The organism is Streptomyces sp. NPDC004629, from assembly GCF_042873595.1.
Classification (GTDB): domain Bacteria; phylum Actinomycetota; class Actinomycetes; order Streptomycetales; family Streptomycetaceae; genus Streptomyces.
The window spans coordinates 21545-39122 of sequence record NZ_JBIALO010000026.1 but is presented as its reverse complement, the minus strand read 5'-3'; the positions used below and the strand labels follow the sequence as shown (position 1 = coordinate 39122).

The following is a 17578-nucleotide window of genomic DNA, read 5'->3' as shown; positions in this document are numbered from 1 at the left end:
TGGCCGGTCGCGGCGTTCCTCGCGCCCCTGGTGGGGTGCCCCGGCGTCGATCTGGTGTCGCGGTGTCGTGGGTTCTCGCGCCCTGGAGGGGGGGCGGGGAACTGCGTGGGCGGCCGCTATGGTGCCGCAGGCGGGCGGCGGTGGATGGCGGGGGTTTTGGGGGAGCGCTTAGCCTGCGGGGCATGAGTTTGGTACGCCGTGCAACGCCCGATGATGCGCAGGAAGTTCTGCGACTGCGACAGGTCATGATCGACTCAATGTTCGGGTCCGACCCGTCCACGGACTGGCACGGGGAGTCCCTGCCGACCCTGCGCAGCCGGCTCGCCGAGCCGGACGGCGACTTCGCCGCGTTCGTCGTGGACCACCCCGAGCGGCCGGGGGCGCTGGCCGCGCTGGTGGCCGGCACGATCGAGTACCGGATCGGCCGGACGCGCAACCCGCAGGGCACGGTCGGCTTCGTGTTCAGCGTCGCCACCGACCCCGGCGCGCGCCGCCGCGGGTACGCGCGCGCGTGCATGGGCGAACTGCTGGACTGGTTCCGCTGCCGCGGCGCCGCCCAGGTCCAGCTCACCGCCTCCGCCGAGGCCCGCCCCCTGTACGACTCCCTCGGCTTCCAGCCCAAGCCGGACCCTTTGCTGGAGCTGAAACTCTGAGGACCTAAGCTCGGCCGTATGGCGTTGGAGAGTCTTGCGTTGGTCGGGGAGTGGCCCGTGGCGACCGCCGCGGCGGGTGTCGTACGGGCCGACGGTACGGTGCTGGGAACCCATGGGCCGACCGGGCTGCGCTTCCCGCTGGCCTCGGTCACCAAGCCGCTCGCGGCGTACGCGGCACTCGTCGCGTACGAGGAGGGGGCGATCGAACTCGACGAACCGGCGGGGCCGCCCGGCTCGACGGTCCGTCATCTGCTCGCCCACACCTCCGGGCTGGCCTTCGACGAGCACCGGGTGACCGCACCGCCCGGGGAGCGGCGGCTGTACTCCAACGCCGGCTTCGAGCAGCTCGGCGACCATATCGCCAAGGCGACCGACATCCCGTTCGCCGAGTATCTGCGGCAGGCGGTGCTGGAGCCGCTGGGCATGACGGACACGTCGCTTGAGGGCTCGCCCGCGAAGGACGGGGTGTCGACGGTGGCGGACCTGCTGCGGTTCGCGGCCGAGGTGCAGGCGCCCCGGCTGCTGGATCCGCGGACGGTCGCCCAGGCGATGACCGTGCAGTACCCGGGCACCAAGGGCGTCCTGCCGGGGTACGGGCACCAGAACCCGAACGACTGGGGGCTGGGTTTCGAGATCCGCGACGCCAAGTCGCCGCACTGGACGGGCGGTTCGTCCTCCCCGCGTACCTTCGGACACTTCGGGCAGTCCGGTACGTTCCTGTGGATCAACCCGGACGCGCGGGCGGCGGGCGTCGCGCTGACCGACCGTGCCTTCGGTCCGTGGGCGATCGAGGCGTGGCCGGTGTTCACGGACGCGGTGCTCGCGGAACTGCGCGGCTGAGGCCCGCCGGGCGCTTTCCGCGCCCTACGCCGCCATCTCCCACAGCAGCAGCTCCGCCCCCGTCTCCGCCACCGCCTCCAGGCCCCGTGCGTCCGTGATGCGGGCCGAGTCGCCCGGTTCCAGCCGCTCCGCCGCGAACCGCAGCGCTCCGCGCACCATGTGCAGGTAGAGGTACGCGGCGTCCGGCAGCGCCGTGCGCTCCCCGGGCCGCAACCGCCGTACGTGGAGCATCGCGCCGGCCTCGGGGACGGCGTACGGGGTGGAGTCGGCGATGCCCCGGACGATCTCGTAGCCGGGGATGCCGCCGGGGGTTCGCGGGGCCAGCCACATCTGGACGAACGTCAGCGGCACCGGGCCGTCGTTGCGCTCCACGTGGCGGACACCGGCGGCGGAGCTGAGGCGCTGGACGTCGCCCGGGCCCAGCACCGTCTCGTGGCCCGTCGAGTCACGGTGGGTCAGCTCGCCCTCGACGACCCAGGTGACGATCTCGGTATGGCTGTGCGGGTGCTCGTCGAAGCCGGCGCCGGCCGCCAGCCGCTCCTCATTGCACGCGATGAGCGCACCGAAGCGCAGGTTGCCGGGATCGTAATGCGCCCCGAACGAGAAGGCATGCCAAGTCTCAATCCCGGCCCGCCCATCCCCACCCACATACCGCTCCCCAGCCCGCCGCACATCCATCACACCCCCACGTTAACCCGCCCCCATAGGGGCGCGGGACTGTCCACATCTGCGGCTCCGCCGCGCGGGCGCGACAAGCCACATGCGACCCGCACCCGGCAACGCCCCCGATCCACCAACGGCGCGCCCCATAGGGGCGCGGGGAACTGCGCGACAAGCCACAACGCACCCGCACCCGGCAGCGAACGGAACCACCCACGGCGCGCCACCGCACGCCACCCGCACCGCAGCCCCGTTGCCAAGGCCAGCCCCGGCGACACGTTCGGCCGTCCGGATGAGGCAGTCTTGTCACCGTGCCCGAACCCGAATCCCACAAGCCCGACCCCGCAGCGCACGCAGTGCACCCGCACTCCGCGACCCTGCGGCGGCTGGAGAAGTCGTCCGGCAGCCTCGCCGCCCAGGCCATCGCCCGCATGGACGAGTCCCTGCCGTGGTACCGGGCGATGCCCCCGGAGAATCGATCCTGGATCGGGCTCGTGGCCCAGGCCGGTATCGCCGCCTTCACCGAATGGTTCCGGCACCCGGACGCCCCGCAGGCCATCTCGACGGATGTCTTCGGCACCGCGCCGCGCGAGCTGACCCGGGCCATCACACTGCGTCAGACCGTGGAGATGGTGCGGACCACCATTGAGGTCATGGAGTCGGCGATCGACGAGGTGGCCGCGCCCGGCGACGAGGGCGTGCTGCGCGAGGCGCTGCTCGTGTACGCCCGGGAGATCGCGTTCGCCACCGCCCAGGTGTACGCCCAGGCCGCCGAGGCACGCGGTGCCTGGGACGCGCGGCTGGAATCCCTGGTGGTCAACGCCGTGCTCAGCGGGGAGGCCGACGAGGGCGCCGTCAGCCGGGCCGCCGCGCTCGGCTGGAACTCCCCCGAGCATGTGTGCGTCGTGCTCGGGACCGCGCCGGACGGCGACAGCGAGCTGACCGTGGAGGCGATTCGGCGGGCCGCACGGCACGCCAAGCTCCAGGTGCTCACCGGGGTGCTCGGCGACCGGCTGGTCGTCGTCGCCGGCGGCAGCGACAACCCGCTGGCCGTCGCCAAGTCGCTGATCGGCCCGTTCGCCGCGGGACCCGTGGTGGCGGGGCCCGTGGTGCCCGACCTGCTGGCCGCGACCCGGTCCGCGCAGGCCGCCGCGGCGGGGCTGAAGGCCTGTTCCGCCTGGCAGGACGCCCCGCGCCCGGTCCTGGCGGACGACCTGCTTCCGGAACGTGCCATGGCGGGCGATCCAAGCGCCCGTGAGCAGCTGGTGGAGGAGATCTACAGACCGCTCGAAGAGGCCGGTTCGGCCCTGCTGGAAACCTTGAGTGTCTATCTGGAGCAGGCGAGCAGCCTGGAGGGCGCCGCCCGCATGCTCTTCGTTCACCCGAACACCGTGCGCTACCGGCTCCGACGTGTGACAGACGTCACCGGATGGTCACCCTCCGATGTACGATCCGCGTTCACGCTACGGATCGCGCTGATCCTGGGGCGTCTGGCCGATGGAGATCCCCAGTCCTAGCCTTTTGTCGGAGACCCACAAAACCCCCTCGTGTTCTTCGTCCTTGTCCCCACGGGCGGCGCCGGCCGTCCCCAAGAGAGAGTGTGAGAGTGCTCGTACTCGTCGCTCCCGGCCAGGGCGCCCAGACGCCCGGCTTTCTGACCCCCTGGCTCGATCTCCCCGGTGCCGCGGACCGCGTCGCCGCGTGGTCCGACGCCATCGGACTGGATCTGCTCCACTACGGCACCCATGCCGACGCGGACGCCATCCGTGACACCGCGGTGGCCCAGCCGCTGCTGGTCGCCGCCGGGATCCTGTCCGCCGCGGCACTGGGTGACATCGCGCCCGGCGCCGTGGCCGGACACAGCGTCGGCGAGTTCACGGCGGCCGCGTTCGCCGACGTGCTGGACGACACCGCCGCGCTGAGCCTCGTACGCAAGCGCGGACTGGCGATGGCGGACGCCGCCGCGATCACCGAGACGGGCATGTCGGCGCTGCTCGGCGGCGACCCCGAGGTGTCCGTCGCGCACCTGGAGAAGCTGGGTCTGACCCCCGCGAACATCAACGGCGCGGGCCAGATCGTCGCCGCGGGCACGCTGGAGCAGCTGGCCGCGCTGGCCGAGGACAAGCCCGAGGGCGTCCGCAAGGTCGTCCCGCTCAAGGTGGCCGGCGCCTTCCACACCCGTCACATGGCGCCCGCGGTCGAGACGCTGGCGAAGGCCGCCGCGGACCTCACGCCCGCCGACCCGAAGGTCGTCTACGTCTCCAACAAGGACGGCCGGACCGTCGCCTCCGGCGCCGAGGTGCTGGAGCGGCTGGTCGGCCAGGTCGCCAACCCGGTCCGCTGGGACCTGTGCATGGAGACGTTCAAGGAGCTGGGCGTCACCGCGCTGCTGGAGGTGTGCCCCGGCGGCACACTGACCGGCCTGGCCAAGCGCGCCCTGCCCGGCGTCCGGACGCTGGCCCTGAAGACCCCCGACGACCTCGACGCGGCCCGGGAGCTGGTCTCCGAGCACGCGCCCGCCTAAGGAGCCGTACCGACCATGTCGAAGATCAAGCCCAGCAAGGGCGCCCCGTACGCGCGCATCCTCGGTGTCGGCGGCTACCGCCCGACCCGGGTCGTGCCCAACGAGGTGATCCTGGAGCGGATCGACTCCTCCGATGAGTGGATCCGCTCGCGCTCCGGCATCGAGACCCGGCACTGGGCGGGCCCCGACGAGACGGTCGCCGCGATGTCGATCGAGGCCGCCGGCAAGGCGATCGCGGACGCGGGCATCTCCGCCGAGCAGATCGGCGCCGTCGTCGTGTCGACCGTCTCGCACTTCAGCCAGACCCCGGCCGTCGCCACCGAGATCGCCGACAAGCTCGGCACGGACAAGGCCGCCGCCTTCGACATCTCGGCGGGCTGCGCCGGCTTCGGCTACGGCCTCACCCTCGCCAAGGGCATGGTCGTCGAGGGTTCGGCGGAGTACGTACTGGTCATCGGCGTCGAACGGCTCTCGGACCTGACCGACCTGGAGGACCGGGCGACGGCCTTCCTGTTCGGTGACGGCGCGGGCGCCGTCGTGGTCGGCCCCTCGCAGGAGCCCGCGATCGGCCCGACCGTGTGGGGCTCCGAGGGCGACAAGGCCGACACGATCAAGCAGACCGTGCCCTGGGACCGCTTCTGGAACGGCGATGTCTCCGAACTCCCCCACGACAGCGCGGGCAACGTCAAGTTCCCCGCGATCACCCAGGAGGGCCAAGCGGTGTTCCGCTGGGCCGTGTTCGAGATGGCGAAGGTCGCCAAGGAGGCGCTGGACGCCTCCGGCCTCACCCCGGACGACCTGGACGTCTTCATCCCGCACCAGGCCAACGTGCGGATCATCGACTCGATGGTGAAGACCCTCAAACTGCCGGAGCACGTCACGGTCGCCCGTGACATCCGCACCACCGGCAACACGTCGGCCGCCTCGATCCCGCTCGCGATGGAGCGGCTTCTGGCGACCGGCGAGGCGAAGAGCGGCGACACCGCGCTCGTCATCGGATTCGGGGCGGGTCTCGTCTACGCCGCCACGGTCGTTACCCTCCCCTAGGCACTCCGTGCCGGATCATGTCATCCGGTACGGCTCAGCAACACCTGCCGCTGACGCGGCGGGCGCCACCAACCCGTCTGGATATCGAAGAAGGAGCGCCTGACATGGCCGCCACTCAGGAAGAGATCGTCGCCGGTCTCGCCGACATCGTGAACGAGATCGCCGGCATCCCGGTTGAGGACGTCCAGCTGGACAAGTCCTTCACCGACGACCTGGACGTCGACTCGCTGTCCATGGTCGAGGTCGTCGTCGCCGCCGAAGAGCGCTTCGACGTCAAGATCCCGGACGAGGACGTCAAGAACCTCAAGACCGTCGGCGACGCGACCGAGTACATCCTCAAGCACCAGGGCTGAGCCACCGCTCAGACCCGAGGCTGCAATGCCCCGCCACCCGGCGGTGGCGCCGCTGAATCCCGTATCCGTTGGAGAAAGAATTCCCGTGAGCCCGACCAATCGCACCGTGGTCGTCACCGGTATCGGCGCAACCACACCGCTGGGTGGCGACGCAGCCTCTACCTGGGAGGCCCTGGTCGCCGGCACGTCCGGCGTCCGTCTCCTTGAGCAGGACTGGGCCGCCGACCTGCCGGTCCGCATCGCCGCCCAGATCGCCGTCGAACCGGGCGAGATCATCCCGCGCCCGCAGGCCCGCAAGCTGGACCGGTCCGCGCAGTTCGCGCTGATCGCCGCTCAGGAGGCCTGGAAGGACGCCGGTTTCACCGCCAAGGCCGGTGAGGACGGGTCCGTGAACCCCGACCGGCTGGGTGCGGTCATCGCCTCCGGCATCGGCGGCGTGACGACGCTCCTCGACCAGTACGACGTGCTCCGGGAGAAGGGCGTACGCCGTGTCTCCCCGCACACCGTGCCGATGCTGATGCCCAACTCCCCCGCCGCCAACGTCGGGATCGAGCTGGGTGCGCGCGCCGGGGTGCACACCCCGGTCTCGGCCTGCGCCTCGGGCGCGGAGGCCATCGGCTACGCCATCGAGATGATCCGCACCGGCCGCGCCGACGTCGTCGTCGCGGGGGGCACGGAGGCGGCCATCCATCCGCTGCCCATCGCCGCGTTCGGCAACATGATGGCGATGTCCAAGAACAACGACGACCCGCAGGGCGCCTCGCGTCCCTACGACAGCGGCCGGGACGGCTTCGTCCTCGGCGAGGGCGCCGGTGTGATCGTCCTGGAGTCCGAGGAGCACGCGAAGGCCCGCGGCGCCCGGATCTATGCCGAGGCGGTCGGCCAGGGCATCTCCGCCGACAGCCACCACATCACGCAGCCCGAGCCGTCCGGCAACGGCATCGCGCACGCGCTGCAGAACCTGCTCGACAACACCGATCTGAAGCCGGCCGAGATCGTGCACGTCAACGCGCACGCCACCTCGACCCCGCCGGGCGACATCGCCGAGATCAAGGCGCTGCGGAAGGCGTTCGGCGACGACCTCGACCACATGGCGATCTCCGCGACCAAGTCGATGACCGGGCATCTGCTCGGCGGGGCCGGCGGGATCGAGACCGTCGCGTCGGTGCTCGCGCTGGTGCATCGGATCGCTCCGCCGACCATCAACCTCGACAACCCCGACCCCGAGTTGGACGCGGACGTGGTCCGCGGGGAGGCTCGGCGGCTTCCCGAGGGGCGTATCGCCGCGCTGAACGACTCGTTCGGGTTCGGTGGGCACAACGTGGTACTGGCGTTTCGATCGCTCTAACGTCAGCGGCGTTTCTTCATGGCTCGGTCTCCTGTGGTGGAGGTCGGGCCATGCGCCGTTGGGGGATCGGTTGTGCGCCGGGTGCGGAAGCGTCGTGGCTTGTCGCGCCCGCGCGGCGGAGCCGCATATGTACACAGCCCCGCGCCCCTTCCGGGGCGCTCCTGCGCTGAGGGCGCTATACCACCTGGTGGAGCCAGCGGACTGGGGCGCCTTCTCCTGCGTATCTGAAGGGTTCCAGTTCGTCGTCCCAGGGCTTGCCGAGCAGCTTGGCGATCTCCGCCTCCAGGTCCGTCTCGCCGCGCTGGGACCGCGTCAGCGCGGCGCGCAGCCGGTCCTCGGGGATCAGGATGTCGCCGTGGATGCCGGTGACGGCGTGGAAGATGCCGAGGTCGGGGGTGCAGCTGTAGCGCTCGCCCTCGGCCGTGGGGCAGGGCTCGGCGGTGACCTCGAAGCGCAGCAGGTGCCAGCCGCGCAGCGCGGACGCCAGCTTGGACGCGGTGCCGGGCTCGCCCTGCCAGGAGAACTCCGAGCGCCAGGTGCCGGGGGCGGCGGGCTGCCGGATCCAGTCGAGGCTGACGCGGGTGCCGAGCACCCCGGCGACGGCCCACTCGACGTGCGGGCACAGCGCGCGCGGCGCGGAGTGCACGTACAGAACTCCACGTGTCGTCACCGGGACCTCCGGGCTGAGCGGGACAGGGTGCGGTCTGGCTGGGCGGCTGTGACACGACGGCCGCGTTGATGGCGAGGCTACCGTGCGACGACGGGCGGAGTGTGACGTACCGTCCGTCCCGGCGCCAGGAAACGCCGCCATTCACCCGGGGGGACGCTTGTACGGGTGTGAGACGTTGCATGCCGCCCGCCGGGAACCCTCGCGCGTTGTTATGGGTTGGGGACCACGACGGCACGGTGGGCCATGACGGCGCGCCGGCGGCACGACAAGGGGATGGACCAGGGCATGCGAAACCGACGCCGGCGTTCACGAGCCGTCCTCACCGTCGTGCTGGCGGCGGTCCTGGGCGCCGCGGGGTGCGAGACCGCGGGCGACAACTCCCCCGCGCCGGGCGGCACCAAGGCGCGGGCGGCCGCGGTGTGGAACCGCAGCCCGGCCTCGGTCGCCGCCGTCGGCGACTCCATCACCCGGGGCTTCGACGCGTGCACGGTGCTCTCGGACTGCCCTGAGGTGTCCTGGGCGACCGGCACCGGCACCCAGGTGGACAGCCTGGCGGTCCAACTGCTGGGGCGGACCCGGGCGGCCGAGAACAGCTGGAACTACGCCGTGACCGGCGCCCGGATGCGTGACCTCGCCGACCAGATGGCGCAGGCGGTGACGCGCGCGCCCGAGTTGGTGACGGTGATGATCGGGGCCAACGACGCCTGCCGGGCCACGACCTCGGCGATGACGTCGGTGACCCGTTTCCGCGAGGGGTTCGAGGAGGCGATGGCGACGCTGCGCGCGGCGCTGCCGAAGACGCAGGTGTATGTGGCGAGCGTGCCGAACCTCAAGCGGTTGTGGTCGCAGGGCCGCACCAACCCGCTCGGCAAGCAGGTGTGGAAGCTGGGCATCTGCCCGTCGATGCTGGGCGACGCGGACGCGCTGGACCTGGTGGCCACCAAGCGCCGGGACACGGTGCAGGAGCGGGTGGAGGCGTACAACAGGGTTCTGGCGGAGGTGTGCGCCAAGGACCGGCGGTGCCGTTTCGACGGGGGTGCCGTGTTCGACTACGAGTTCACCACCGAGCAGCTCAGCCACTGGGACTGGTTCCATCCGAGCAAGGACGGCCAGCAGCGGCTCGCGGCGATCGCCTACCGGACCGTCACGGCGCGGACCCCGTGACCTAGGGTTTCCCACATGAGCGAACTTTTCGGCACACTTTCCGACGGCACCCGGGTCCACCGCTGGACGCTGGAGCGCGCCGGGGTGCGGGTGCGGGTCCTGACGTACGGCGGGATCGTGCAGTCCGTCGAGGTCCCGGACCGGGACGGGCGGACGGCGAACGTCGTGCTGGGGTTCGCCGACCTCGACGGCTATGTCGCCCATCCGGAGCCGTACCTCGGTGCCGTGATCGGTCGCTACGCCAACCGGATCGCGGGCGCCCGCTTCCCGCTGGACGGCCTGGTCTACGCGCTGGAGCCGAACAACGGCCGCAACTCCCTGCACGGCGGTCGGCGCGGCTTCGACAAGCGCGTATGGGACGCGGAGGCGGTCGGGCACGGCGTACGTCTGACGCGTGTCAGTCCGCACGGCGAGGAGGGCTTCCCGGGCCGCCTGGAGGTGACGGTGACGTACGCGCTGGATGCGTCCGGGGCGCTGCGGATCGGGTACGAGGCGGTGACGGACGCGCCGACCCTGGTCAACCTCACCAACCACAGCTACTTCAACCTGGCCGGCGGCGGCAACGCGGGCGGTCACGAACTGCGGCTCGCCGCCTCCCGGTTCACCCCGGTCGACGCGGACCTGATCCCGACCGGGGAACCGGCGGACGTGACGGGCACCCGGTTCGACTTCCGCACGGCGCGCAAGGTGGGCGCCGGCTACGACCACAACCTGGTCCTCGACAAGGGCGTCACGGACTCCCCGGTGGAGGTCGGCGAGCTGTACGACGCGGCGTCCGGGCGGGTGCTGACGGTGGCGACGACCGAGCCGGGCATCCAGCTGTACACCGCCGACCACCTGGGCGATCCCTTCGCGCCGGGCGACGGTCTTGCGTTGGAGACCCAGCACTTCCCGGACTCCCCGAACCGCCCGGACTTCCCGAGCACCGAGTTGCGCCCCGGCGCGATGTACCGCTCGCAGACGGTGTACGGCTTCGGGGTCCGGGGCTGAACCCCCGGCCGGAAGCGGTGTGGTGCGCCGTCGTTCGTCTGCGACGGCGTCATGGCTGGTCGCGCCGTTCCCCGCGCCCCTTTCGGGGCACTGTCCGAGGGGTGCGGAACTCGCTCGGCCCATCGGTCGGTTGAGCCCCGGTCCGGGGGTCAGGTCCCGGGCCGGGGCCGTTCAGGGGGCGGGTCCCGGATCAGAGGTCGATCGTGGTCGTGACACGCCGGTCGGCGATCGAACGCCCGGCCGCAACCTCGTACGAACCCTTCACATACGTCCACGACTTCGCCTCCTCGTCCCAGATCTCGAAGGCGCGGCGCGGCAGTTCGACGGCGACCTCCACGCTCTCGCCGGGACCCGCCGCGACGCCCGCGAAGCCGGCCAGCCAGCGCGCCGGCCGCTCCGTGCCAGGCGTGCCGTTGCTCGGGGGCCTTGTGGGGGCTGCTCGGTGTTGCCGATCGTGTTGTGTGAGGTCGGGGGGCGGTTGTGCGGTGGCGTGGCGTTGGGTACGCCTGTCACGCGATACTTCCGCCGTCCCGGAGCACGCGCCCCACAGCGACGGAAGGACTCGAACACCCTTGACATCCCTACGCGTTCGCATCGGCGTCCTCGGCCTGACCCTGCTCGCCGGGCTCGCCGCCCCCGCCACGACCGCCGCCGCAGGACCGGCCCCCGCCGGCACCGCGGCCGCGCCCACCGCCGAGGAACAGCGGCTCGACCGGGCCGTACCCCAGGAGATCCTGAAGCGGTCCGGATTCAACACCGTGGCCCCCGAGTTCGCCCGCGCGCTCGGCCGGGCGCACTCCTTCGAGCAGGCCCGCCGGATCGTCGTACGCGAGGGGTCCGCGCTGTGGCGGCGGGCCGTCGACCGGGCGCAGGGCCGCGGGCCCGCGGTCGGCGACCTCAGCCGGGACGACGACCGGCCGCTGTACTGGGCCCGGCTGGGCATGGCCCGTCAACTACGCGCGTACCAGCCCGGGTTCGCACTGAACGAAGACCGACGCGCCGCCCTGCTGGACGAGTTGGAGCAGACCTCGCGCGGGCAGACCGACGTACGGTATCCGCGCGGCAAGAGCGTCAAACGCATTCTGGTGACCGGCTTCGACCCCTTCACCCTCGACCGGGACATCCGCATCTCCAACCCGTCCGGGGCGACCGCGCTGGCCCTCGACGGCACGGTGATCGAGACGGCGGCGGGGCCCGCCCGCGTGGAGACGGCCGTGTTCCCGGTGCGCTGGCAGGACTTCGCGGACCAGGTGGTGGAGCGGGCCCTGCGGCCGTATCTGCCGAAAATGGACCTGTTCACGACGGTGAGCCAGGGCCGGGTCGGGCGCTTCGACGTGGAACGCACCAACGGCGCCTGGCGGGGCGGGTTCCCCGACAACGACAACGCGTCGGTGACCGGCACCGTCCCGGTCGCCGACCCGGCGAGCCAGCCGCAGTGGACGACGACCACGCTGCCGTACGCCGCCGTGGTCGCCGCGGACACCGGCCGCTTCCCGGTGTACGACAACACGACGGTCACCGAGATACCGGCGGGCGGCACCGCTCCCGTCGTACGGCCGGACGGCCCGACGCCCGACTCGACGGCACGGGCCGGGGGCGGCGGCGACTACCTGTCCAACGAGATCGCCTACCGGGCGACGCTGCTGCGCGACCGGCTGGGCCTGCACGACACCCTGCCGGGCGGGCATGTGCACACGCCGGTGCTGCAGTTCGGCGCCGGGAACACCGACCCGGCGAGCGGTGCCGTCACCGACCCGGAGTTCGTGCGCAACCGGCTGGACATCATCGGTCAGGTACGGGCGATCCTGACGGTGGCGGCGGACGCGGCGCTCAAGAGGTGACCTGAGTCTGTCCGGGCGCGGCCGTGTCGTGCGCGGCGCGCGGGTCGTGCGCGGCGTCGTCCGGGTCATCGGCGTCCGCGGCGCCCTCCGTGATCTCCTCGCCCCGCAGGTCCCGGGCGAGGAGTGTCGCGCCGGCGACCGCGCCGGGCATCAGGAACACCGCGACGAACGGCACCAGGAAGGCCAGGCCGAGGGGGGTGCCGAAGCCCCAGACCAGCAGCTTGCGGGAGCGGAGCAGGGAGAGGCGCTCGCGGAGTTCGACGCCGCGGCGCTGGAGGGCGACCGCGGCGAGTTCCTCGGTGAGGAAGAAGCCGGTGACGAAGAAGCCGATCACCGGGACGACCGTCTGGCCGACGACGGGGAGGAAGCCGAGGGCGAAGAGGAGGACGCCCCAGACGGCGGCCCGGACCAGGATGCGCAGGCTGTCGCGGGCCGAGATCCACAGGTCGCGCCACAGGGGCAGGCCGGACTCGGGGGCGGTGCCGTCGGGCGACACGTCCCGGTCCACCGTCTCGGAGAGGCTTTCGTAGAAGGGCTGACCGACCAGGAGGGTGACCGCGGTGAAGGTCAGTACGGCCAGCAGCAGGCCGAGAGCGAAGAGCACGGCGGTGAGGAAGCCGCGGAACAGGCCCTGCCACGGGCTCGACCAGTCGTCGGCGAAGGGGGTGGCCCAGGCGACGAAGTCCCCGCCCCAGACGGCGAGCGCGACCAGGGCCGCCGCGTACAGGACGAGGGTGATCAGGCCGGGCAACAGCCCGAACCCGAACTGCCGGCCGTGCCGGACCACCCACCGCTGGCCCTTGAGGAGATAACCGAAACCCACCCCGAGATCACGCATGCCAAAACCCTACCGGCCGGCGGGCAGCGGGCAGCAAGACATGCACGGCCGCCTGTTGGGGGTCAGGGGGTGGCTGGGGTGTCGGGTTGGGTCATTCGGTGGAGGAGGTCGCGTAGGGATTGGCGTTCGGTGGGGGTGAGGGCCGCCAGGGGTTCGCGGGCGAAGCGGAGTCCGTCGCGGAGGTCGCGGGCGACCCGGCGGCCCTCGTCCGTGGCCGCCGCGAGCTTCACCCGCCGGTCGGCCGGGTCGGGGCGGCGTTCGGCAAGACCGCGGGCCTCCAGGCGGTCCACGATCCCGGTCACGTTCGACGGCTCGCACTTCAGCCGCTGCGCCAGCTTCCGCATCGGCAGCGGCTCCAGCGACAGCAGGCTCAGCAGCCGCGCCTGCGCCCCGGTCAGGGCGTGCTCGCCCGCCGCCTCCTCGTAGTCGGCGTAGAAGCGGGCCACGACGTCCCCGATGAGTTCGACGACCTCCAAGGTCAGGGCGTCGGGGCGGTGGGCCTTCGATGGGGTGGGCATGGCCTCCAGGGTAACCGGTTGCTTGACATCATGAAATATTCAGGACCATTGTTGTTTCAGTTCCTGAAGTAAATGGAGAGGCGTTGTCATGATCAACCGCGAATGGCACCTGCGCAGCCGCCCGGTCGGCTGGCCGAAGCCCGAGGACTTCGCCCTGGTCGAGACGGAGGCCCCGGCCCCGGGCGAGGGCCAGGTGCTGGTGCGGAACACGTACCTGTCCGTCGACCCGTACATGCGCGGCCGGATGAGCGCGGCCAAGTCGTACGCGGAGCCGTACCGGCTGGGCGCGGTCATGCTGGGCGGCGCGGTGGGCGAGGTCATCGCCTCCAACGCCGACGGGATCGCCGTCGGCGACCATGTGCTGCACTACCTCGGCTGGCGCGAGTACGCCGCCGTGGACGCGGCGCAGGCGGTCAAGGTCGACCCGGAGGCCGCTCCCCTGTCCGCCTACCTCGGTGTCCTCGGCATGACCGGGCTCACCGCCTACGCCGGGCTGCTGCGCACCGCCTCCTTCAAGGAGGGCGACGCCGTGTTCGTCTCCGGCGCGGCAGGCGCCGTCGGCAGTCAGGTCGGGCAGCTCGCCCGGCTCAAGGGCGCCTCCCGGGTCGTCGGCTCGGCCGGCTCCGACGAGAAGGTGCGGCTGCTGGTCGAGGAGTACGGCTTCGACGCCGCCTTCAACTACCGCAACGGTCCGGTGGCCGAGCAGCTGCGCACCGCCGCCCCCGACGGCATCGACGTCTACTTCGACAACGTCGGCGGCGAGCACCTGGAGGCCGCCGTCGGCGCGCTCAATCTGCGGGGCCGGATCGCGATCTGCGGAATGATCTCCGTGTACAACAACACCGAACCGGCGCCCGGTCCGCGGAACCTGGCCCGCCTCATCCAGACCCGCGGCCGTATCGAGGGCTTCCTGGTCGGCGACCACTACGACCTGCAGCCGCAGTTCGTGCGGGAGGTCGGGCCGTGGGTCGCCTCGGGGCGGCTGAAGTACCGCGAGACCGTCGTCCAGGGTATCGAGAACAACCTGGAGGCGTTCCTCGGCGTCCTGCGCGGCGACAACACCGGGAAGATGATCGTCAAGCTCTGAGCGCCGTCGTGGTGCGCCAATCGGTCGACTGCGGTGGCGTTGTGGCTTGGCGCGCAGTTCCCCGCGGGCCCTGGCGGGGCGCCGTCCGCAGAAAGTTACCGCGGTGCCGGTAGTCGGTCAGGCGCGGCACCGTCGTGGTTTCTCGCGCAGTTCCCCGCGCCCCTGACCGGGGCGCCTTTCCCGCACCGGGCGCAGAAAGTTACCGCGGTGCCGTCGTCGGTTGGGTGCGGCGGCGTCGTGGTCGATCGCGCCGTTCCCCGCGCCCCTGACGGGGCGCCTTTCCCGCACCGGGCGCAGAAAGTTACCGCGGTGCCGTCGTCGGTCAGGTGCGGCGCCGTCGTGGTTTCTCGCGCCGTTCCCCGCGCCCCTGACCGGGGCGCCTTTCCCGCACCGGGCGCAGAAAGTTACCGCGGTGCCGTCGTCGGTCAGGCGCCGCGCCGCCCGCCCGCGCGGCTCGCCGTCCACGCCGCCCTCGCCCTCGTAGGCGTCGTGGTCGTCGTGGCGTTCGCGCGGGTGCGTGCTTAGTTCGTCGACGGGTGTGCCGCACCCCGGGCAGGCGAGGGCGCCGTTGAGGTGCCGTCGGCACGGGTGGCAGTAGTCCATGACGCGGGAAGACTAAGTTCCGCGCGGGTCACGTTCCCAGGTGCGACTGTGAAAGTTCTGTGGGAGGCCGAAAGAGCTGTCGAGAGGCTTGCCTAAACCGTTATCTGTTCGACCCATTGACACCCCCGCCGCCCCGTCCTTACTGTCACGCCAGCATTTCGAACGTGTGACGAAATCTCGAACAGCTGAGGGGCATCTGCCGTGCGCATCACCGGAATCAGCACGCACGTGGTCGGGACGCCGTGGCGCAACCTGACCTACGTCCAGGTGCACACCGACGAAGGGATCACGGGAGTCGGCGAGACCCGGATGCTCGGTCACACCGACGCACTGATCGGCTATCTGCGCGAGGCGGAGGCCAACCACATTGTCGGCTCCGACCCGTTCGCCGTCGAGGACCTTGTGCGCCGTATGAAGTACGGCGACTACGGCCGGGCCGGTGAGATCGTCATGTCCGGGATCGCGGTGGTCGAGATGGCCTGCTGGGACATCAAGGGCAAGGCGCTGGGCGTCCCGGTGTGGCAGCTGCTCGGCGGCAAGGTGACCGACCGGGTCAAGGCGTACGCCAACGGCTGGTACACCACCGAGCGCACACCGGAGGCCTACCACAAGGCGGCGCAGGAGGTCGTGGCGCGCGGCTACCGGGCCCTGAAGATCGACCCGTTCGGCACCGGCCACTTCGAACTCGACCACGCGCAGGCCCTGTACTCCGTCTCCCTCATCGAGGCGGTGCGCGACGCCATCGGCCCGGAGGCCGAGCTGATGCTGGAGATGCACGGCCGCTTCTCCCCCGCCACCGCGGTCCGCCTCGCCCGGGAGTTGGCGCCGTTCAAGCCGGCCTGGCTGGAGGAGCCGGTGCCGCCGGAGAACCTGAAGGCGCTGCGGAAGGTGGCCGAGAAGGTGGACCTGCCGGTCGCGACCGGCGAGCGGATCCACGACCGGATCGAGTTCCGCGAGCTGTTCGAGAGCCAGGCCGCCGACATCATCCAGCCGGACGTCGGCCACCTGGGCGGCATCTGGGAGACCCGCAAGCTCGCGGCGACCGCCGAGACCCACTACGTCCTCGTCGCCCCGCACAACGTGGGCGGCCCGGTGCTGACCGCGGCGAGTCTCCAAGTCGGCTTCGCCACCCCGAACTTCAAGATCCTGGAGCACTTCAACGACTTCGCCGACGCGGAGATCAAGAAGGTGGTCAAGGGCGCGCCCGAGGTCGTCGACGGCTACTTCCAGCTGTCCGACGCGCCCGGCCTCGGCGTGGAGCTGGATGTCGACGCGGCGGCCGAGTTCCCGCAGCAGCAGGCCCGGTTCGACCTGTGGGCCGACGGCTGGGAGCAGCGCAAGCCGAAGGGCACGAAGTGAGTTCGCGGGTTGTCGTGGAGGCGCCGGGCGAGCACCGGGTCGAGGAGCACACGCCCCGCGCGCCCGGGCCCGGGGAGGCGCTGGTCGCCGTGCACGCGGTGGGCATCTGCGGCAGCGACCGGGAGGTGTACCAGGGCAACCGGCCCGAGGGGTACGTCCGTTACCCGCTGACGCCCGGCCACGAGTGGTCCGGGACGGTGCGGGCCGTGGGCGCCGGGGTGCCCGCGGCGCTGGCCGGCCGCAAGGTCGTCGGCGAGGGCTTTCGCAACTGCCAGGTGTGCGACCGCTGCCACGCGGGCGAGACCACCCTGTGCACCGCGGGCTACGAGGAGACCGGCTTCACCCAGCCGGGCGCCATGGCGGCCACCCTCACCCTGCCGGCCCGGCTGCTGCACGTCCTGCCGGACGCGGCCGATCTGACCGCGGCGGCGCTCCTGGAGCCGGCCGCCTGTGTGGCCGCCGCCGCGATCAAGGGCGGCGCCCGGCCGGGCGAGCGGGTCGCGGTGGTCGGCACGGGCACGCTCGGGATGTTCGCCGTGCAGTTCCTGCGGGCCGTCTCGCCGGCGGAACTGCTGGTGGTCGGCACGGGGCGGGACCGGGAGCCGCTGGCCCGGCGGTTCGGCGCCACCGGCTTCCGTACGAGGGACGAACCGCTTCCCGACGACTTCGACGTCGTCGTGGAGACCGCCGGGTCCGCGTCCGCCGCGCGCACCGCCGCCGCGCTGCTGAGACGCGGTGGACGGCTGGTGCTGACCGGCATCCCGGCGCCGGGCGCCGACGGCCTCGATCCGACCGACCTGGTGGTGCGGCAGCTGGAGGTGCACACCGTCTTCGGGGCGCCGCCGGACGCCTGGGCGCACACGGTGCGGATGTTCGGGGCCGGGCTGCTCGACCCGCTGCCGCTGGTCACGCACGAGCTGCCGCTGACCGGGTTCCCGCACGCCATCGAGCTGGTGGGGGCCGGCGATCCGAAGGTGGGCAAGGTGCTGCTCCGCCCCTAGCCGTACGCCGGTCCCGGCGTGACCAGACGGCGCCGGGACCGGCGTACCCCCGGCCGGTCGCCCCGGCCCTTCTCACACCCTG

Annotated in this window: 17 protein-coding genes and 1 pseudogene; 13 read left to right on the top strand and 5 right to left on the bottom strand. The window is 71.9% G+C overall.

Going from position 1 to position 17578, the window contains the following annotated elements; translation table 11 throughout:
• Positions 1-182 precede the first annotated feature (182 nt).
• A complete protein-coding gene (locus ACFYTE_RS31610; RefSeq protein WP_388717944.1) occupies positions 183-653 on the top strand; it encodes a GNAT family N-acetyltransferase in 471 nt (156 codons plus the stop codon).
• Between the two features lie 18 nt (positions 654-671).
• The gene (locus tag ACFYTE_RS31605; protein ID WP_388717942.1) at positions 672-1493 is read left to right on the top strand and encodes a serine hydrolase domain-containing protein; all 822 of its coding nucleotides are present in this window, start codon (positions 672-674) and stop codon (positions 1491-1493) included.
• Between the two features lie 24 nt (positions 1494-1517).
• Here ACFYTE_RS31605 and ACFYTE_RS31600 read toward each other — a convergent pair whose 3' ends face one another.
• Positions 1518-2171 carry a pirin family protein gene (locus tag ACFYTE_RS31600; RefSeq protein ID WP_388718150.1) on the bottom strand — a complete coding sequence of 218 codons (654 nt, stop codon included), beginning with the start codon at positions 2169-2171 and terminating at the stop codon, positions 1518-1520.
• A gap of 293 nt (positions 2172-2464) precedes the next feature.
• Between ACFYTE_RS31600 and fasR the strand changes: the two genes are divergently transcribed.
• From fasR to fabF, 5 genes are all read left to right on the top strand, one after another.
• A complete protein-coding gene (gene fasR / locus ACFYTE_RS31595) occupies positions 2465-3670 on the top strand; it encodes a fatty acid biosynthesis transcriptional regulator FasR (RefSeq protein WP_388717938.1) in 1206 nt (401 codons plus the stop codon).
• Positions 3671-3759: 89 nt separating this feature from the next.
• Positions 3760-4677 (top strand): ACP S-malonyltransferase, encoded by a 918-nt coding sequence (locus ACFYTE_RS31590; protein WP_388717935.1) that lies wholly within the window; start codon positions 3760-3762, stop codon positions 4675-4677.
• A 15-nt stretch (positions 4678-4692) separates the two neighbouring features.
• Entirely contained in the window at positions 4693-5724 is a 1032-nt protein-coding gene (locus tag ACFYTE_RS31585) for a ketoacyl-ACP synthase III (protein WP_388717932.1), read from the top strand.
• Between the two features lie 104 nt (positions 5725-5828).
• Positions 5829-6077 carry an acyl carrier protein gene (locus ACFYTE_RS31580; protein ID WP_030040115.1) on the top strand — a complete coding sequence of 83 codons (249 nt, stop codon included), beginning with the start codon at positions 5829-5831 and terminating at the stop codon, positions 6075-6077.
• 85 nt (positions 6078-6162) lie between these two features.
• Complete coding sequence (gene fabF, locus ACFYTE_RS31575; RefSeq protein ID WP_388717927.1) at positions 6163-7425, top strand: beta-ketoacyl-ACP synthase II; 1263 nt, start codon at positions 6163-6165, stop codon at positions 7423-7425.
• 175 nt (positions 7426-7600) lie between these two features.
• Here fabF and ACFYTE_RS31570 read toward each other — a convergent pair whose 3' ends face one another.
• On the bottom strand, positions 7601-8095 hold the full coding sequence (locus ACFYTE_RS31570) for a DUF3145 domain-containing protein (protein WP_351728916.1): 495 nt from the start codon (positions 8093-8095) through the stop codon (positions 7601-7603).
• A 285-nt stretch (positions 8096-8380) separates the two neighbouring features.
• Between ACFYTE_RS31570 and ACFYTE_RS31565 the strand changes: the two genes are divergently transcribed.
• Positions 8381-9259, top strand: coding sequence for an SGNH/GDSL hydrolase family protein (locus ACFYTE_RS31565; protein WP_388717924.1), 879 nt, complete (start codon positions 8381-8383; stop codon positions 9257-9259).
• Between the two features lie 15 nt (positions 9260-9274).
• Positions 9275-10249: an aldose epimerase family protein gene (locus tag ACFYTE_RS31560; RefSeq protein WP_388717921.1), complete on the top strand. Its 975-nt coding sequence runs from the start codon at positions 9275-9277 to the stop codon at positions 10247-10249.
• Between the two features lie 190 nt (positions 10250-10439).
• On the opposite strand, the pseudogene ACFYTE_RS31555 reads toward ACFYTE_RS31560, so the two are convergent.
• Positions 10440-10655, bottom strand: a pseudogene (locus ACFYTE_RS31555) (fibronectin type III-like domain-contianing protein); the annotation flags it as partial.
• Between the two features lie 166 nt (positions 10656-10821).
• On the opposite strand from ACFYTE_RS31555, the gene ACFYTE_RS31550 reads away from it, so the two are divergent.
• Positions 10822-12090, top strand: coding sequence for a pyroglutamyl peptidase (locus ACFYTE_RS31550; protein WP_388717918.1), 1269 nt, complete (start codon positions 10822-10824; stop codon positions 12088-12090).
• Here ACFYTE_RS31550 and ACFYTE_RS31545 read toward each other — a convergent pair.
• Both ACFYTE_RS31545 and ACFYTE_RS31540 read right to left on the bottom strand, forming a co-directional pair.
• Positions 12080-12928 carry an EI24 domain-containing protein gene (locus ACFYTE_RS31545; RefSeq protein WP_388717915.1) on the bottom strand — a complete coding sequence of 283 codons (849 nt, stop codon included), beginning with the start codon at positions 12926-12928 and terminating at the stop codon, positions 12080-12082. The genes ACFYTE_RS31550 and ACFYTE_RS31545 overlap by 11 nt on opposite strands.
• Positions 12929-12990: 62 nt before the next feature.
• Complete coding sequence (locus ACFYTE_RS31540) at positions 12991-13446, bottom strand: MarR family winged helix-turn-helix transcriptional regulator (RefSeq protein WP_388717912.1); 456 nt, start codon at positions 13444-13446, stop codon at positions 12991-12993.
• An 88-nt stretch (positions 13447-13534) separates the two neighbouring features.
• Here ACFYTE_RS31540 and ACFYTE_RS31535 point away from each other — a divergent pair, with 88 nt between their 5' ends.
• The 3 genes from ACFYTE_RS31535 to ACFYTE_RS31525 all read left to right on the top strand — a co-directional run bounded on the left by ACFYTE_RS31535 (position 13535) and on the right by ACFYTE_RS31525 (position 17496).
• A complete protein-coding gene (locus ACFYTE_RS31535) occupies positions 13535-14533 on the top strand; it encodes an NADP-dependent oxidoreductase (RefSeq protein ID WP_388717909.1) in 999 nt (332 codons plus the stop codon).
• Between the two features lie 804 nt (positions 14534-15337).
• The gene (locus ACFYTE_RS31530) at positions 15338-16495 is read left to right on the top strand and encodes a mandelate racemase/muconate lactonizing enzyme family protein (RefSeq protein WP_388717906.1); all 1158 of its coding nucleotides are present in this window, start codon (positions 15338-15340) and stop codon (positions 16493-16495) included.
• The gene (locus ACFYTE_RS31525; RefSeq protein WP_388717903.1) at positions 16492-17496 is read left to right on the top strand and encodes a zinc-binding dehydrogenase; all 1005 of its coding nucleotides are present in this window, start codon (positions 16492-16494) and stop codon (positions 17494-17496) included. The genes ACFYTE_RS31530 and ACFYTE_RS31525 overlap by 4 nt, the downstream gene beginning before the upstream one ends.
• Positions 17497-17578 lie beyond the last annotated feature (82 nt).

Bases quoted from the DNA above. Each gene is read 5' to 3' on its own strand.
- ACFYTE_RS31560 (WP_388717921.1), top strand. From the start codon at position 9,275: ATGAGCGAACTTTTCGGCACACTTTCCGACGGCACCCGGGTCCACCGC.
- ACFYTE_RS31600 (WP_388718150.1), bottom strand. From the start codon at position 2,171: ATGGATGTGCGGCGGGCTGGGGAGCGGTATGTGGGTGGGGATGGGCGG.
- ACFYTE_RS31580 (WP_030040115.1), top strand. From the start codon at position 5,829: ATGGCCGCCACTCAGGAAGAGATCGTCGCCGGTCTCGCCGACATCGTG.
- ACFYTE_RS31565 (WP_388717924.1), top strand. From the start codon at position 8,381: ATGCGAAACCGACGCCGGCGTTCACGAGCCGTCCTCACCGTCGTGCTG.
- ACFYTE_RS31605 (WP_388717942.1), top strand. From the start codon at position 672: ATGGCGTTGGAGAGTCTTGCGTTGGTCGGGGAGTGGCCCGTGGCGACC.
- ACFYTE_RS31545 (WP_388717915.1), bottom strand. From the start codon at position 12,928: ATGCGTGATCTCGGGGTGGGTTTCGGTTATCTCCTCAAGGGCCAGCGG.
- ACFYTE_RS31585 (WP_388717932.1), top strand. From the start codon at position 4,693: ATGTCGAAGATCAAGCCCAGCAAGGGCGCCCCGTACGCGCGCATCCTC.
- ACFYTE_RS31610 (WP_388717944.1), top strand. From the start codon at position 183: ATGAGTTTGGTACGCCGTGCAACGCCCGATGATGCGCAGGAAGTTCTG.
- ACFYTE_RS31540 (WP_388717912.1), bottom strand. From the start codon at position 13,446: ATGCCCACCCCATCGAAGGCCCACCGCCCCGACGCCCTGACCTTGGAG.
- ACFYTE_RS31535 (WP_388717909.1), top strand. From the start codon at position 13,535: ATGATCAACCGCGAATGGCACCTGCGCAGCCGCCCGGTCGGCTGGCCG.